This is a genomic window from Streptomyces sp. WG7, from assembly GCF_049975785.1.
Taxonomy (GTDB): domain Bacteria; phylum Actinomycetota; class Actinomycetes; order Streptomycetales; family Streptomycetaceae; genus Streptomyces.
Genome location: NZ_JBNGGE010000016.1, coordinates 15191 through 31500 on the forward strand (window position 1 = coordinate 15191; position 16310 = coordinate 31500).

14 protein-coding genes are annotated in these 16310 nt (G+C 70.7%); 10 read left to right on the forward strand and 4 right to left on the reverse strand.

Annotation, left to right across the window (positions count from 1 at the left end; translation table 11 throughout):
- The first annotated feature begins 7 nt into the window (after positions 1–7).
- From ACP4J0_RS18140 to tgmC, 7 genes are all read left to right on the forward strand, one after another.
- Positions 8–721: an XRE family transcriptional regulator gene (locus tag ACP4J0_RS18140; RefSeq protein ID WP_426599708.1), complete on the forward strand. Its 714-nt coding sequence runs from the start codon at positions 8–10 to the stop codon at positions 719–721.
- A gap of 672 nt (positions 722–1393) precedes the next feature.
- Complete coding sequence (locus ACP4J0_RS18145) at positions 1394–2032, forward strand: HAD family hydrolase (RefSeq protein ID WP_426599814.1); 639 nt, start codon at positions 1394–1396, stop codon at positions 2030–2032.
- Between the two features lie 103 nt (positions 2033–2135).
- A complete protein-coding gene (locus ACP4J0_RS18150; RefSeq protein ID WP_426599709.1) occupies positions 2136–3323 on the forward strand; it encodes a helix-turn-helix domain-containing protein in 1188 nt (395 codons plus the stop codon).
- A 360-nt stretch (positions 3324–3683) separates the two neighbouring features.
- On the forward strand, positions 3684–4151 hold the full coding sequence (locus ACP4J0_RS18155; RefSeq protein ID WP_426599710.1) for a DUF6415 family natural product biosynthesis protein: 468 nt from the start codon (positions 3684–3686) through the stop codon (positions 4149–4151).
- 348 nt (positions 4152–4499) lie between these two features.
- Entirely contained in the window at positions 4500–4793 is a 294-nt protein-coding gene (gene tgmA, locus ACP4J0_RS18160) for a putative ATP-grasp-modified RiPP (RefSeq protein WP_426557163.1), read from the forward strand.
- The gene (gene tgmB, locus ACP4J0_RS18165) at positions 4790–5740 is read left to right on the forward strand and encodes an ATP-grasp ribosomal peptide maturase (protein WP_426599711.1); all 951 of its coding nucleotides are present in this window, start codon (positions 4790–4792) and stop codon (positions 5738–5740) included. The genes tgmA and tgmB overlap by 4 nt, the downstream gene beginning before the upstream one ends.
- Positions 5740–6867, forward strand: coding sequence for an ATP-grasp peptide maturase system methyltransferase (gene tgmC, locus ACP4J0_RS18170; RefSeq protein WP_426599712.1), 1128 nt, complete (start codon positions 5740–5742; stop codon positions 6865–6867). Before tgmB ends, tgmC begins: the two co-directional genes overlap by 1 nt.
- 195 nt (positions 6868–7062) lie before the next feature.
- Here tgmC and ACP4J0_RS18175 read toward each other — a convergent pair whose 3' ends face one another.
- The gene (locus tag ACP4J0_RS18175) at positions 7063–8088 is read right to left on the reverse strand and encodes an ATP-dependent 6-phosphofructokinase (RefSeq protein ID WP_426523519.1); all 1026 of its coding nucleotides are present in this window, start codon (positions 8086–8088) and stop codon (positions 7063–7065) included.
- Between the two features lie 196 nt (positions 8089–8284).
- Here ACP4J0_RS18175 and pta point away from each other — a divergent pair, with 196 nt between their 5' ends.
- The 3 genes from pta (at position 8285) to pyk (ending at position 13105) form a co-directional block, all read left to right on the forward strand.
- Positions 8285–10390 (forward strand): phosphate acetyltransferase, encoded by a 2106-nt coding sequence (gene pta / locus ACP4J0_RS18180; protein ID WP_426599714.1) that lies wholly within the window; start codon positions 8285–8287, stop codon positions 10388–10390.
- Positions 10387–11601 carry an acetate kinase gene (locus ACP4J0_RS18185; RefSeq protein ID WP_426599715.1) on the forward strand — a complete coding sequence of 405 codons (1215 nt, stop codon included), beginning with the start codon at positions 10387–10389 and terminating at the stop codon, positions 11599–11601. Before pta ends, ACP4J0_RS18185 begins: the two co-directional genes overlap by 4 nt.
- A 73-nt stretch (positions 11602–11674) precedes the next feature.
- Positions 11675–13105 carry a pyruvate kinase gene (gene pyk, locus ACP4J0_RS18190; RefSeq protein ID WP_426523522.1) on the forward strand — a complete coding sequence of 477 codons (1431 nt, stop codon included), beginning with the start codon at positions 11675–11677 and terminating at the stop codon, positions 13103–13105.
- Between the two features lie 71 nt (positions 13106–13176).
- Here pyk and ACP4J0_RS18195 read toward each other — a convergent pair whose 3' ends face one another.
- The 3 genes from ACP4J0_RS18195 to ACP4J0_RS18205 all read right to left on the reverse strand — a co-directional run bounded on the left by ACP4J0_RS18195 (position 13177) and on the right by ACP4J0_RS18205 (position 15895).
- Positions 13177–14550, reverse strand: coding sequence for a hypothetical protein (locus ACP4J0_RS18195; RefSeq protein WP_426599716.1), 1374 nt, complete (start codon positions 14548–14550; stop codon positions 13177–13179).
- On the reverse strand, positions 14540–15127 hold the full coding sequence (locus ACP4J0_RS18200) for a DUF6114 domain-containing protein (RefSeq protein WP_426599717.1): 588 nt from the start codon (positions 15125–15127) through the stop codon (positions 14540–14542). Before ACP4J0_RS18200 ends, ACP4J0_RS18195 begins: the two co-directional genes overlap by 11 nt.
- Before the next feature lie 114 nt (positions 15128–15241).
- Positions 15242–15895 carry a DUF6230 family protein gene (locus ACP4J0_RS18205; protein WP_426599718.1) on the reverse strand — a complete coding sequence of 218 codons (654 nt, stop codon included), beginning with the start codon at positions 15893–15895 and terminating at the stop codon, positions 15242–15244.
- Positions 15896–16310: the final 415 nt, after the last annotated feature.

Below are 16310 nucleotides of genomic sequence, written 5' to 3' on the forward strand. Positions count from 1 at the left end.
CCCTACGGTGTGGCGCGTGCGCCGACCCTCACCCCACCCGAACCAGTCGGGTCCCCCGTTCAACGCCCTCGCCGCCCGCCGGCTCCGCGCCGCCCTCAACATGGGGCCCGAGCACGTCGCCCACGGCATGCGGGTCTCGTACGGGCTGCCGTACGTCACCCCGGACCTCGTCGTCGCCTGGGAGCGGGGCGTCGCCTCCCCCCGGAACTCCGAGCTGACCGCGCTCGCGGGGGTGCTGTGGTGCTCGCCCGGTGATCTGATCGGCCGGCCGCAGACCCTGCGCGAGCACCGCGTCGCCCGTTCCCTGGCGCCGGAGGACGTGGCCCGCGCCGTCGGGATCGCGCTCCCGACCTACCTGCGGATGGAGGAGACGGACGGCTGGCGCGGCACCGACCGCCAGTCGGCCGCCCTCGCCGACGTGCTCGCCCTCGCCCCGCCCGACTTCGTGGCCGTCACGGGGCGCGAGGAGAAGCTCGCCGGCCTGCTGACGAGCGCGGTCACCACCCGCTGGCAGGGCTACGTGCGCCCCGTCGCCAAGGTAACGCCCCTGGACCGGCGGGTCCTGGCGAACGTCCTCCAGGTACTGCACCAGGACTACCAGGGGCACATGACCGCCACCCTCAGCTGGGGCGGCGGCGGCCCCGACTCGAACGCCGGGGGCCGCGACTTCCTCGACCGGATCGTGGAGCACTTCTGGGCGGCGGTCGAGAAGCACCCGTGAGCGGTGACACAGAGGAGGCGGCGCCCCGCCAGCACTGCTGATCTTGCCGGGCCTGCGGGGCGGCGCGACACAGGTGATCCCGTTTCTGAACCGCCTCCACGCGGGACAGTCGTACTCGTCCCGGAAGACCCAATGGCGCACACCTCCAGGCCCTCACTCGAAGCGATACTCGCCGTGCTTCCGGAACTCGCCCCCCCACGCGCGCGCAGCAGTCGTGCTCCACCCCGAACGGGCAGAGCCGGATTGCCGGAACAGTTCGATCGGCGGACCCCTGCTGTGGCCGGCTGATGAACCGTGGCCCACGTGCTCCTTGCCCGACGAAGGCAGCCCTGCCGGTGTGCCTGCCACGGCCATGGCGCCGGTCGCACAGATCTTCCAGCACGACGCGCCGGGACCCTGCTGGCCTGCCGGCACCGACCTCTTGCAGATCCTCTGGTGCCCCAACGAACACGGGGACCCTCCGGCCCAGCAGGCGGACGTCAGCCCCGTGATCAAGGTTCGATGGCGCCGAGCCGCTGACGTGACCAGTCTGTTGCCGGCCCCGCCGGCTCCCTCGCGGTTCGACGAGGCTGCCCCGCCGACCACCGTCACGCCTTCCAAGCAGACCTGCACTGACCTCGGGCTCATCACCCGCACGGGACCCGTCGGACAGGCCCTACGCTTCCGGTCGTGATGGAAACAATCGTGTTCGACGTCGGCGAGACGCTCACCCGGGACGACCGTTACTGGGCATCGTGGGCTGACTGGCTGGAGATTCCCCGGCATACCCTGTCAGCCCTCGTCGGTGCCGTCGTCGCTCAGGGCAAGGACAACGCCGAAGCTCTCCATCTCGCACGGCCGGGAATCGACATCGCTGCCGAGTACCGCGCCCGCGACGCCGCCGGCCGCGGCGAGTATCTGGACGAGAGTGACCTTTACGATGACGTGCGACCTGCGTTGTCGCAGCTGCGGAAACTGGGCGTACGCGTGATCATCGCGGGGAACCAGACTCGACGCGCTGGGGAACTGCTGCGCGACCTGGACCTCCCGGCGGATCTCATCACCACCTCGGAGCAGTTGGGTGTGGCGAAGCCACAACCCGAGTTCTTTCACCGCGTACTGGAGGTAGCGCAGGCGACCCCAGGAGCAACCCTGTACGTCGGCGACCATCCGGCCAACGACGTGTTCCCGGCGAAAGCAGCCGGGCTGCGATGCGCGCAGCTTCGCCGCGGCCCCTGGGGGCATTTGTGGGCGGACCACCCGGACGTGGTAGCGGCGGCGGACTGGCGAATCGACAGCCTCACCGACCTCATCGGAGTCATCCGCGGCTGACCGGAAGGAACAGCCCCACCACCCGAGGTCGGTAGCCGCTCGTGGGCACGCAGCGTGTGGACGCGAGTACCGTTCGAACTGGGCGCACCGAACTGGAGTCAGTATGCCTGCACTCACGGACGACGGGGTGGGTCGGCGGATCGCCTATTACCGCAGCGTGATCCGACCCAAGATGACGCAGCAGCAGCTCGCCGACGCGGCCTGTGTCGCACTCGGCACCGTCCGGAAGATCGAGCGGGGCGAGCGGGGCGTCACCGACGCCACCCTGGAAGCCATCGCGGATGCCCTCGGGGTCGACCCTGCCCGTCTGCGCTCCGATCGCGGTGCGGCGCACACTCGTGTCCGGGCCGCGCTGCCTGCGCTCTCCGCTGCCATCGCCACCTACGATCTTCCCGACGACGGGCCGGTCCGCCCGCTGCGCGACCTGCGTACTGAGGTAGCTGAAGCAGCACGATGGAGGCTGGCCGCGCAGTACACGCGCATCGTCCGCTCGCTTCCCGGCCTGCTGGTCGAACTCGCCCGCGCCTTCCACGACGCGCCCGCCGAAGACCGAGCCGAGTCGGCCGGGCTGCTGGTCAAGGCCTACCGGTCCGCGGACGCTGTCGCCTACAAGTTCGGCGCCCAGGACCTGTCTGCTCGCCTCGTCGACCTGATGCGGTGGGCAGCCCCCGAGGCAGGCGATCCCACGTTGGCCGCGTCCGTCGCTTACGTTCGCACGGAGACGTTCTTCGCGGCTCGCGCCCACGCTGCCGGTCTGCGGGCACTGGAGCAGGCACTGGACGCGGCCCCTGCTCCGGTGGGCGCGTCGGCCATCGCCGCCCGCGGTGCACTTCACATGAGAGCCGCGGTCATCGCCGGCCGGGCGCACGACTCCGCTGCTGCGACCAGCCATCTCGACGACGCCCGGGAGATGGCCGACCAGGTGCCGGAGGGCGTGTACTGCGGCACCGCGTTCGGCCCCGACTCAGTGCGTACCCACGAGGTGTCGGTGGCCGTCAGCCTCGGAGACGTACACGTCGGCCGCGCCCTGGACATCGCCCGCGAGTGGAAGCCTCCCGAAGGCATGCCGGCGGAGCGCCGCAGCGGCTTCTACATCGAACTCGCCCGCGCCCAGCTGTGGACCGGACTCCCCGATGACGCCTTCGCATCCCTGAAGGTCGCCCGGCACATCGCGCCGCAGCACACGAGGGAACACCCGTGGGTCCGCGAGGACGCGGCCAAGCTGCGCCGCCTGAAGCGAGCGGATGCGGAAACACTCACGCACTTCGCTGAGTGGTGCGCCGCGACCTGAGCGGCCTGCCCCAGTACCCCTTGTCGGGGTACTTGTGACCTTCACCGGCCCTCACCATCTGTTGCACGCGCAGGAACCAGCAGACGGGAACCGGGATGCCTGACGTACTCCCGTTCGCGCCCACGATCCTTCACGGGCGCGCGAGCGTTGTCCGACTGCGTGGCGAGGCCTGCTTCGACTGCGGGGCCGTCCACAAGACCCTGCGCGTAGCTGGGCACGTCACGGTCCGAGGCGGCAACCGCGTGTGGCAGGTGTTCACGGCGGGTTCCACGTAACCGGTGCGCGGATGTTCGAAGACCCCGGCGGCCGGGCGAACGGCACCGGGGCGCGGCCAACGCTCAACGAGGGAGCGCCAACATCATGAACGCTACAGCCCGCAGAACGGCCGGGGTCAAGATGACCCTGCGCGTCTGCCGCGTCACCACCCATGGCACGGTCACCGACGACGACGGCACGGTGAACGCCACGCAACGGAGCAAGGCGACCGCCGTCGACCTGGAGGAGATGCGTGAGACCGTCCTCGCCCTCCTGAACCCCGACGGCAGCCCGGCCGTCCCAGAACCGGCGGACCCGGAAGCGGCGACGCTGACCGAGCTGCTGCGCGGCCACCTCCAGATGCTGGCCCCCGAAGTGGAGGCAGCGGTCGGGACGCTGCCGGACAGCATTGCACGCTACTGCGCGCTCGCCTGCATCGGCGAAGCCCGCGACAAGCTCCGCACACAGCCGGTCCCGCGACCGGGTGGCTCCGTCGCCTACGCCCGCCGCTTGGCCCGCGTCCTGCACGCCCTGTGCGAGCACCACGAACGCATGTGCGGCAGGCCCGGATGACGCGGTCCTGATCACACAGGAGGCCGGCAGCTCCGGCCCGGCCGGCACGTGCGGACCCACCGCACGCACGCCGATCGAATCACCGAGCCGCATCCGGTGACCGTCCATGCCACGACACACACCCTGCTCGCGCGCGCCTCCCGAGAGGCGAGTGACCGCCCAGCGCCTCCCGGCGCCCCAGGGGGACCCACGGCGACCGCAGGGTCACGGTCGCACCCCCCGAGAACGCCCGTCTCGCTGGTGGTGCGCACGACACCGGCGAAACAGGTCCCGAGACTCCCGCCCGCCCCACCCGGAGAGGTCGAGCCCGGGCGGAACCACCGAAAGATCACGAGAGAGGACGATCCCTTGTTCGCACACTCTGACCGCCTGCCCACCGGGACGCCGCTGCCGTCCGGCACACTCACCCCGGTCCCTTGGGGCGTGCGCCGCATGGCCCCTTACCCATCGCCCGCCCCCGGCTACGCCCGGGCCCTCCTGGACCCTGCCACGCAGACCACCCGGTACTTCGACGCCGACGGTCGCGTCATGGAGATGGGCGGACACGGCACCAGTACCGGCACCAACCCGGCCACGGGCACGAGCCCTGACGGCAACGGCTCCACGCAGGACACCGACACCGGGAACGACACCGACCAGTGACCGATGCCGGTCCGGTGCTGGTCGTCACCAACCTGGACGACCCCACGGCCGACGTGGTGATCAGCGAGCTTCACGACCGGGAAGTCCCGGTCGTGAGGCTCGACTCGGGGGACTTCCCCTACGCACTGTCGGTCGCGGCCACGATCACGTCGACCGGTGTGGAAGGCACACTCTCCACGCCGTCCCGGACCGCCGACCTCGCCAAGGTCCGGTCCCTGTACTACCGCCGGCCTTCCGGCTTCGCGTTCCCCCACCTGAACGATCAGGACGCACGGTTCGCCGTCGCTCAGGCCCGCTACGGTCTCGGTGGCGTCCTTGCCTCCCTGCCGGACTGCCGGTACGTCAACCATCCCCACCGCATCGGCGATGCCGAATTCGAGCCGTCCGGTCTCGCCGCAGCGGCGAGTTCGGGCTTCCGTCTTCCGCCCACGACCATCACCAGCGACCCTGATGCAGCCCGGGCCTTCATCAAGCAGCACGGCCCGGTGATCTACAAGCCGTTGTCGGCGCCGCTGTACCGCCTCGACGGCATCTCCTCCACGGTGAAGGTCGCCGAAGTCGCGGCCGACGACATCGACGAAGCCGTGGCCGGCACCGCGCACCTGTTCCAGCAGCGCGTGGACAAGACCGCAGACGTACGGGTCACTGTCATCGGGGAACAGGTCTTCGCCGTCCGTATCGACTCTGACCTGCTGGACTGGCGCACCGCCTACGACCGCCTCACCTACACCGTGGTCCCGCTCCCGCACGGCGCCGCCGCATCGCTGTACGCCTACCTGTCCCACTTCGGTCTCGTCTTCGGCGCTTTCGACTTCGCCATCGACCGCGAGGACCGATGGTGGTTCCTGGAGTGCAATCCCTCCGGCCAGTGGTACTGGCTGGAGCTCGAGACCAGCCTGCCCATGCTCGCGGCCATGGCCGACCTCCTGGAAAGAAGGAGCCGCTGATGACCGTCACGGACTCCACAGCCCTGCGTCGGGAGCTCGTCGACCGGCTCACCGCAGACGGTGCCCTGCGCAGCGAGCCCTGGCGCGCGGCCGTCGAAGCCGTGCCCCGCCACAAGTTCCTGCGCGACGGCTTTTTCCGGCGCTTCGGCGACGCCTGGCAGCCGGTGCCTGCCGACCGGGAAGACTGGCTGGAGCACTGCTACACGGACGAGTCGCTGGTCACCCAGATCGCGGGCACCATCGTGCCCGGCGACATCCGCGGCGAGATCCTGCGCGAACCCACCTCGTCCAGCACCTTGCCGAGCCTGGTGGTGCAGATGCTGGAAGACCTCCAGGTCCAGGACGGCGACCGGGTGCTGGAGATCGGCACCGGCACCGGCACCGGATACTCCACCGGCCTGCTCTGCCACCGGCTCGGCGACGGCCTGGTGACGTCGGTGGAGGTGGACGCCGAGGTCTCCCGTCGCGCCGGCATCGGCCTGGGGGCGTGCGGCTACTTCCCGGACCTGGTCGTCGGTGACGGCCTGGCCGGACACCCGGACGGCGCCCCGTACGACCGGCTCGTCGCGACGTGCGGCGTGCGGGAGGTGCCGCACACCTGGCTCGAGCAGACCAAACCGGGCGGCATGGTCCTCGCCACCCTGTGCGGGTGGATGCATTCTTCGGAGCTGGCCCAGCTTACCGTCGGTCATGACGGGGTGGCGCACGGCCGATTTCTCGGGAGGCAGGTGTCCTTCATGCTTGCCCGGCCGCACTTGCCGCCGCCGCTCGGGATACTGCCCGATTTCGAGTCCGGCGAGGAACGGTCGACGCGGGTCGGCGCTGACGTCCTGGACGACTGGGACGCGCGGTTCGTCGCCCAGCTCGCGGCGCCGCGTACGCAGAGGCTGAGCCTGACGTCGGCTGACGGAACCCGGCACGTCCTCGTCGATGTGGAGGCCGGCGCCTGGGCAGCCCTCGCTCTGGATCGCGAGCAGTGGACCGTCCGACAAGGCGGGCCGGTGCCGCTGTGGGACGCCATGGAGGATCACCTGCTGCGCTGGCAGACGGACGGCTCTCCGGCCCTGGACCGCTTCGAGATCGTGATCACGCCCCAAGGGCAGCGGGTCACCTGGCCCACGCCCTGACGCCTCCCCTGTGCGGCCCCGTCCGTCCCGCCCTCCCACGTGGCGGAAGGGCGGGGCCTCAGTCGTTGCTCAGGACCGTCCCGCGGGTATCGAGAACAGCCGCTCCAGATTTACCTCGCCCTGGATCAGCCAGGTCGAACGGTGGGGCGACGCCCCCGGCCCTCCCTGCTGCGACAGGATCTGGGGACCAGGAAGCTAGAAGACCGACTCCGCCTCGTCCATCCGGTCCTTCGGCACCGTCTTCAGCTCGGTCACGGCCTCCGCCAGCGGCACCATGACGACGTCCGTGCCGCGCAGCGCGGTCATCCGGCCGAAGTCGCCCCGGTGCGCGGCCTCCACCGCGTGCCAGCCGAAGCGGGTGGCGAGCACCCTGTCGTACGCGGTCGGTACGCCGCCGCGCTGGACGTGGCCGAGGATGACTGGCTTGGCCTCCTTGCCGAGCCTGCGCTCCAGTTCGTACGCCAGTGCCGTGCCGATGCCCTGGAAGCGCTCGTGGCCGAACTTGTCGATCGCGCCCTTGCCGTAGTCCATGGAGCCCTCGGCGGGGTGGGCGCCCTCGGCGACGCAGACGACGGCGAACTTCTTGCCGCGGGAGAACCGCTCCTCGACCATCTTGACCAGGTCGGCGGGGTCGAAGGGGCGCTCGGGCAGGCAGATGCCGTGGGCGCCGGCGGCCATGCCGGACTCCAGGGCGATCCAGCCGGCGTGCCGGCCCATGACCTCGACGACCATCACGCGCTGGTGGGACTCGGCGGTGGTCTTGAGGCGGTCCATCGCCTCCGTGGCCACGCCGACCGCCGTGTCGAAGCCGAAGGTGCGGTCGGTGGAGGAGATGTCGTTGTCGATGGTCTTCGGCACGCCGACCACCGGGAGGCCCGCGTCGGACAGCATCCGGGCGGCCGTCAGCGTGCCCTCGCCGCCGATCGGGATCAGCGCGTCGATGCCGAAGCTCTGGATCATGTCGCCGGCGTTCTCGCAGGCCTCGCGGAGCCGGTCGCGCTCCAGCCGGGAGGAGCCGAGGATGGTGCCGCCGCGGGCCAGGATGCCGCTGACCGCGTTCAGGTCGAGGGCGCGGTAACGGCCGTCCAGCAGGCCCGCGTAGCCGTCCTCGAAGCCGATGACCTCGTCGCCGTAGTTGTCGACCGCTCGGTGCACGACCGACCGGATCACTGCGTTCAGGCCGGGGCAGTCGCCGCCTGCGGTGAGAACTCCGATACGCATCGTGCTGTGTCTCCTGCTCGCTGTTGACACCGGTGAGCCGATCCAATTCTTTCATGACCGGCCCCCCGGCGGGCACTCACGGACGCTGACGGGCGCCTTAGCCACCCCCGGAGGTATTGTCAAGAGGGCTCTGCTCACCCCGGTGGGTGATCTCTGTGCACGGGACAGCCGCCACCAGACGAAACGGAGACCACGCGTGACGCGCAGCGTGTACGTGACCGGTATCGACCGCGGCGACGGCCGCCAGGTCGTCGAACTGGGGGTCATGGAGCTCCTGACCCGGCAGGTCGACCGGGTCGGCGTCTTCCGTCCCCTGGTCCACGACGGACCCGACCGGCTCTTCGAGCTGCTGCGCGCCCGCTACCGGCTCGCGCAGGACCCCGCCACCGTGTACGGCATGGACTACCAGGAGGCGTCCGCCCTCCAGGCCGAACAGGGCACGGACGAGCTGGTGTCCGCGCTGGTCGACCGGTTCCACCTGGTCGCCCGCGACTACGACGTCGTCCTCGTCCTCGGTACCGACTTCGCCGACACCCAGTTCCCGGACGAGCTGTCGCTGAACGCGCGGCTGGCCAACGAGTTCGGTGCCTCGGTGCTGCCGGTGGTGGGCGGCCGCAAGCAGCCCGCGGAGTCCGTGCTCGCCGAGACCGTCAACGCCTTCCGCGCCTACGACGGGCTGGGCTGCGACGTCCTGGCCATGGTGACCAACCGGGTCGCCCGCGAGGACCGGGACGAGATCGCCGAGCGGCTCACGGACCGGCTGCCGGTGCCGTGCTGGGTGGTGCCGGACGAGCCCGCCCTGTCCGCGCCGACCGTCTCCCAGATCGCGCACGCCCTCGGCGCCGAGGTGGTCCTCGGCGACGACTCGGGGCTCGCCCGCGACGCGCTGGACTTCGTCTTCGGCGGGGCCATGCTGCCCAACCTGCTGGCCGCCCTGACCCCCGGCTGCCTGGTCGTCACCCCCGGCGACCGCGCCGACCTGGTCGTCGGCACGCTCGCCGCGCACAGCGCCGGCACCCCGCCGATAGCCGGCGTCCTGCTCACCCTGGACGAGGTGCCCGGCGCGGGCATCCTCACCCTCGCCGACCGCCTCGCCCCCGGCACGCCGGTGCTCTCGGTGACCGGCAACAGCTTCCCCACCGCCGAGCGGCTCTTCTCCCTGGAGGGCAAGCTCAACGCCGCCACCCCGCGCAAGGCGGAGACCGCCCTCGGCCTCTTCGAGCGGTACGTCGACACCGCCGACCTCAGCAAGCGGGTCTCCGCGCCGAGCAGCGACCGCGTCACGCCGATGATGTTCGAGCACAAGCTGCTGGAGCAGGCCCGTTCCGACCTGCGCCGGGTCGTCCTCCCGGAGGGCACCGAGGAGCGGGTGCTGCACGCGGCCGAGGTGCTGCTGCGCCGGGGCGTGTGCGAGCTGACCCTCCTCGGCCCGGTCGAGCAGATCCGCAAGAAGGCCGCCGACCTGGGCATCGACCTCGGCGACGCGCAGCTGGTCGACCCGGCCGCCAGCGAGCTGCGCGACTCCTTCGCCGAGAAGTACGCCGCCCTGCGCGCCCACAAGGGCGTGACGGTGGAACTGGCGTACGACGTCGTCTCCGACGTCAACTACTTCGGCACGCTGATGGTGCAGGAGGGGCTGGCCGACGGCATGGTGTCGGGGTCGGTGCACTCGACCGCGGCGACGATCCGCCCGGCCTTCGAGATCATCAAGACCAGGCCGCAGGCGTCGATCGTGTCGTCCGTCTTCTTCATGTGCCTGGCCGACAAGGTCCTGGTCTACGGCGACTGCGCGGTCAACCCCGACCCGAACGCGGAACAGCTCGCCGACATCGCGACCCAGTCGGCCTCCACGGCGGCGCGGTTCGGGGTGGATCCGCGGATCGCGATGCTGTCGTACTCGACGGGCACGTCCGGTTCCGGCGCCGACGTCGACAAGGTGCGCGAGGCGACGGAGCTGGTCCGCTCGCGCCGGCCGGACCTCAGGGTCGAGGGGCCGATCCAGTACGACGCCGCCGTCGAGCCGTCGGTGGCCGCGACCAAACTGCCCGGCTCGGAGGTCGCCGGGCAGGCCAGCGTCCTGATCTTCCCGGACCTGAACACCGGCAACAACACGTACAAGGCCGTGCAGCGCTCGGCCGGCGCGATCGCGGTGGGCCCGGTGCTCCAGGGTCTGCGCAAGCCGGTCAACGACCTGTCCCGGGGCGCGCTCGTCCAGGACATCGTCAACACCGTCGCCATCACGGCGATCCAGGCCCAGCAGTCCCCCACCGAGTCCCCCACCGAGAAGGCGTCCGATCTGTGAGCGCTACCCGCGTCCTCGTCCTCAACTCCGGCTCGTCGTCGGTGAAGTACCAGCTGATCGACATGCGCGGTGGCGAACGGCTGGCGGTGGGCCTCGTCGAGCGGATCGGGGAGGAGACCTCACGGCTCAGGCACACGCCGGCGGGCGGCGGGGCCCGTGAGTGGAGCGGGGCCGTCCCCGACCACGACGCGGCGCTGAAGGCCGTCGCGGCGGAGCTGGCCAAGGACGGCCTCGGCCTGGACTCGCCGGAGCTGGCCGCGATAGGGCACCGGGTGGTGCACGGCGGGAAGCGGTTCACCGAGCCGACCGTCGTGGACGACGCGGTGCTCGCCGAGATCGAGCGCCTCATCCCGGTCGCCCCGCTGCACAACCCGGCGGGCCTCGCCGGCATCCGCACCGCGCAGGCGCTGCGCCCGGACCTGCCGCAGGTCGCCGTCTTCGACACCGCCTTCCACACGACGATGCCGGAGGCCGCGGCCCGCTACGCGATCGACGTCGAGACCGCCGACGCGCACCGCGTCCGCCGCTACGGCTTCCACGGCACCTCGCACGCGTACGTCTCCCGGGAGACCGCGAAGCTGCTGGGCAAGGCGCCCGAGGACGTGAACGTCATCGTGCTGCACCTGGGCAACGGGGCGTCCGCCTCGGCGGTGCGGGGCGGGCGTTGCGTGGACACCTCCATGGGGCTGACGCCTTTGGAGGGGCTCGTGATGGGTACGCGCTCGGGAGACATGGACCCTGCCGTCATCTTCCATTTGATGCGTGTTGGCGAAATGTCCGCCGACGAGATCGACACTCTTCTCAACAAGGGGAGCGGTCTGATCGGACTGTGCGGCGACAACGACATGCGGGAGATCCGCCGCCGTGTCGACGCCGGCGACGAGCGGGCGCGGCTGGCCTTCGACATCTACATTCACCGGCTGAAGAAGTACATCGGCGCCTATTACGCCGTTCTCGGACGGGTGGACGCGGTGGCCTTCACCGCCGGGGTCGGGGAGAACTCGGCGCCGGTGCGGGAGGCCGCGGTGGCGGGCCTGGAGGAGCTCGGCCTGGCGGTCGACGGCGAGCTGAACGCCGCGCGCGGCGACGGGGCGCGGCTGATCTCACCGGCCCGCGCGCGGGTGGCGGTGGCCGTGGTGCCGACGGACGAGGAAATGGAGATCGCGACACAGACCTACGCGCTGGTAAATGGTTCGGGGAATCTCACCTGAGCGGCATCCCGCCCTTTTGTACATTCCGCCAGACGGAATATTCCGCAGCGAAACAAACCGATAGGATCGCCCCATGCGCCGTTCGAAAATCGTCTGTACTCTCGGCCCCGCGGTCGACTCCCACGAGCAGCTCGTAGCGCTGATCGAGGCCGGCATGAACGTGGCCCGCTTCAACTTCAGCCACGGCACCCACGCCGAGCACCAGGGGCGTTACGACCGTGTCCGGGCCGCCGCCAAGGAGACCGGCAGGGCCATCGGTGTCCTCGCCGACCTGCAGGGTCCGAAGATCCGCCTGGAGACCTTCGCGGAGGGTCCCGTCGAGCTGGTGCGCGGTGACGAGTTCACCATCACCACCGAGGACGTGCCGGGTGACAGGACGATCTGCGGCACGACGTACAAGGGCCTGCCCGGCGACGTCACCAAGGGCGACCAGGTCCTCATCAACGACGGCAACGTCGAGCTGAAGGTCACCGAGGTCGAGGGCCCCCGGGTGCGGACGATCGTCATCGAGGGCGGCGTCATCTCCGACCACAAGGGCATCAACCTGCCCGGCGCGGCCGTGAACGTGCCCGCGCTGAGCGAGAAGGACATCGAGGACCTCCGCTTCGCGCTGCGCATGGGCTGCGACCTGGTCGCGCTCTCCTTCGTCCGGGACGCCAAGGACGTCGCCGACGTGCACCGCGTGATGGACGAGGAGGGCCGCCGGGTCCCGGTCATCGCCAAGGTGGAGAAGCCGCAGGCGGTGGAGAACATGGAGGGCGTCGTCGCGGCCTTCGACGCCGTCATGGTGGCCCGTGGCGACCTGGCCGTCGAGTACCCGCTCGAGAAGGTCCCCATGGTGCAGAAGCGCCTCATCGAGCTGTGCCGGCGCAACGCCAAGCCGGTGATCGTGGCGACCCAGATGATGGAGTCGATGATCACCAACTCGCGTCCGACCCGCGCCGAGGCCTCCGACGTGGCCAACGCGATCCTGGACGGCGCGGACGCGGTCATGCTGTCGGCGGAGTCGTCGGTGGGCGCGTACCCGATCGAGACCGTCAAGACGATGTCGAAGATCGTCACCGCCGCCGAGCAGGAACTGCTCTCCAAGGGCCTGCAGCCGCTGGTGCCGGGCAAGAAGCCGCGCACCCAGGGCGGTTCGGTGGCCCGCGCCGCCGCCGAGATCGCCGACTTCCTCGGCGGCAAGGGCCTGGTGGCCTTCACCCAGTCCGGTGACACCGCCCGCCGGCTGTCCCGCTACCGCGCGGCCCAGCCGATCCTCGCCTTCACCACCGACGAGTCCACCCGCAACCAGCTGGCGCTCAGCTGGGGCGTGGAGCCGCACGTGGTGCCGTTCGTGAACAGCACCGACGAGATGGTCGACCTGGTGGACCAGGAGACGATGCGCCTCGGCCGGTTCAGCGACGGCGACATCGTCGTGATCACCGCCGGTTCGCCCCCCGGCGTGCCCGGCACCACCAACATGGTCCGCGTGCACCACCTGGGGGAGACGCGGCGCGGCTGACGTCCCGTCCCGTACGCGACCGAGGGCGCCCCCTGTGGCAGGGGGCGCCCTCGGTCGCGTCCCGGCCGCTCTCAGTCGGTGATGTACTGATGCAGCCCGGGGATGTGCAGGGTCCCGCCGAACTGACCGGCCTGCACCACCTTCACGTCGGTGAAGTAGATCAGCGGGATGTCCAGCGGCGGCGGGTGCTCCGGGTCGAAGGTGATCGGGATCAGCCCGAGCAGGTTGCCCGAGATGCTCTCCGTGTACATCACCGTGTCCCCGTTGGTGATCGTGGACGTCGACCCCTTGGCCGCCTGCACGTGGTAGGTCTTGCCGATCTGCTCGTCCTTCACGATCTGGTGCAGGTCACCGATGTCGGTGCCCTTCGATATGACGTACTTCAGCGCCTTCTTGGTCTTGCCGCTCGCCGTCTTCACCTCGACGATGCCCTTGTACGAGGCCCCCTTGAGGAGCAGCGAGCTGGCCTCGAGGTGCCAGGGGTCGTCCGGCACCGGGATGGAGTTGTCGACCCCGCCCACCTCGTCGGTGGCGACCGGGCAGTCCTCCGGGTCCGTGCCGGCGCTCTCGGAGGCGCTGGGGCCGGGCGAGGCGGTGGCTTCCCCGGCCGTCTCCTCCGCCTCGTCCTTCGCCTCGTCCTTCGCCTGGTCCTTGGCCCCGTCCTTCGCCTCCCCGGTCGCCTCGTCCCGCGGCTCCTCGGTGGACCCGGCCGCCCCGGACGCCGTGCCGGTGGCCTTCCCCGTGCCGTCCTTCGCCGGGTCGGACGCGTCCTCGCCGGCGCTCCCGGACGCCGAGGGGGACGGCGTGGGGCTCGGGCTCTCCTCGGCCTTCCCGCCGCCGGTGAAGATGCCCTCGATGGCGTCGCCGAGGCCCTCCAGCAGACCGCCGCCGCCGCTCTCGGACGCCGAGGGGGACGCCTCCTCGCTCCGCGGCTCGTTCTCCTGCGACGCCGACGCGGAGGCGCTCGGGGCGGGCTCGGCCTTGTCGTCGGAACCTGAATCCGACGAAGAGGCAGCACCCGTCTCCGTGCCCTTGTCGCTGCCGGAGTCCCCTGCCGAGGTCGAGGGGCTCGGCTCGCCCGCGTCACCCTCGGCGTCGTCACCCTCGGCGTCGTCGGCCTTGCCGGTCGCCGACGCAGAGGGGGCGGGAGAGGCGGACGATCCCTTGTCGGCGCCCGTCATGGCCTCCACACAGGCCTTGTACTCCTCGGCCGTCAGGCTGTTGGCCGGCGGCGCCCCCTGGTCGTTGCCGTCCGCGACGGCGAGGGTCGGCGTGAACCCCAGCCCCATGAGGACCGCCGTGGGCATCGCCGCCAGGGCGATCGCCTTCCCGGCCGGCATGTGGAGCCTCGTGAGCAGCGGCTTCTTGGGAGCCGCGTGGCGCGGCCCGGTTCTCGCGCGGGACGCCTCCGCGTCAGTTCCGCGGGTCGCCTCGTCAGCCGGCACTGTGCCTCCCGTTCGCCCCGTTGCCCGGGCTCGTTCCTGACAGGTCGTTCGGCTCTTCCGGCATGCCGGCTCCCGTCCGCGGCCGCGGCATGGCGGTGTCGGGCTCCGGGCCGTCGAGGACCGCGCCCTCGGGGGTGTCGTCCGTTCCCCTGCCCGCGGCCGGCGGCTCGGTCTCGGGGGGCGTGCCCGGCACCCACGACACCGCCATCGCCCCGCCGACCAGCGAGAGCAGGAACCCGATGACGAAACCGCCGAAGTTGGACACCGGAATGGAGACCAGGCCCAGAAGGATCGCCGCGACGCCCGCGAAAACCCTGATGTGCCGCTGGAACCACAGGCTCAGTCCGAGGACCACGAGCAGCACGCCGATGATCAGGGACCCGGCGCCCGCGGTGGTCGACATCGCCAGCGTCAGGTGACCGATCTGCAGATTCGCGTACGGGAAGTACATGATCGGAAATCCGGCCAGCGCGACGAACAGGCCGGCCCAGAACGGCCGCGTGCCTCGCCAGGCACGGAACTGCAGCCTGCGGCGGGTGAACTGGCCGGGTACGGCGGCAGGAGTCTCGGCGCTCATGGAAAACAGCTCCCTGGTACGGCTTTGCTGTGGTGGAGAAGCGGGCCGCGCACGACGGCGCGGCCGGTGGGAAGACGGGCGGGGCGCCAGGGGCCCCCGCCCGTCAGCGAGCGCTCAGTAGCACTCGATGTCCTTGCCCTTGCCCTTGTGCAGAGACATGCTCAGATTGGGGAGCTTGAAGGTTCCGGCGGTGGTGGCCCACGCCGTCTGCTTCACGTCCTTGAGCACGGCCCTGTCGGACTGCTGCGCGAAGCCGAACCTGTTGGCCTGCTCCTTGCCGCCCTGCATGCCGGGGCCCTTGTTCAGGTCACCGGCGGCCACGCCGATTTCCATGCCCTCGAAGGTGGCGTCGGCTTCGAGCTTCTCGACGTCGAGCTGCAGGTTCTTGGCGAAGACCTGCTCGTCCTCCTTCGGGCTGTTGCCCGCCTCCAGCCGGAGGGTGACAGAGCCGATCACCGGGATGTTCGGCGTGACGACCGACTGGCACATCTTCTCGATGTGCGCCTCGCGGAACGACGAGACCGCCACGGGGTGGCGCACCTTGTCGCCGGTGAGCGTGTAGCCCTCGGTGAGAGCGCCGTACTGCGTGAAGCCCTCACCGCGGAGCTCCTTCGCCGTCACCTTGAACGACTGCCCCGACACACTGAACGACGCGGCGAGAGCGCCCTGCGCCATCGCGACGCCTATCGCCGCCGTCGCGGCAACGCTGGGCACCATGACCACAGCGAACCGCTTCCATCTGGTCCCGCCACGCACCTGGGACTCCATATTTCCTCCTTCTCGGACGTACATCTCCTGGCCTCGGCCGGCCCCGGGATCGGCGGCTCGGCCGGGCAGGGATGGGAGAAGTGCTACGTCCTCGGGAAGGAGAGCGCCCGCGCTCGGCGGCGCGTACGACGCGCCCGAATCACCGGCGATCACCCCCGAGCGACAACCACTGGTCGCGCCTGACACGATCACGCACAACCCTGCTGGACAGGCTTCGCCGGGTGGGCGAAGACCCCCCTGCCCAAGAGCCGGCTCCACTGCCGCCGGCCCTGCTCGGTGGGGACCCAGGAACCCCCGCGACCCGACTGGCTTTCGGGGTACGGGAACGGACCGAGCGTCGCCGATCGTGGTGCATTCTCGCCGTCGACACAAGGGGGTTCGTTACTCGCTGGTAACGGACGGGCCGCCGGGGGAC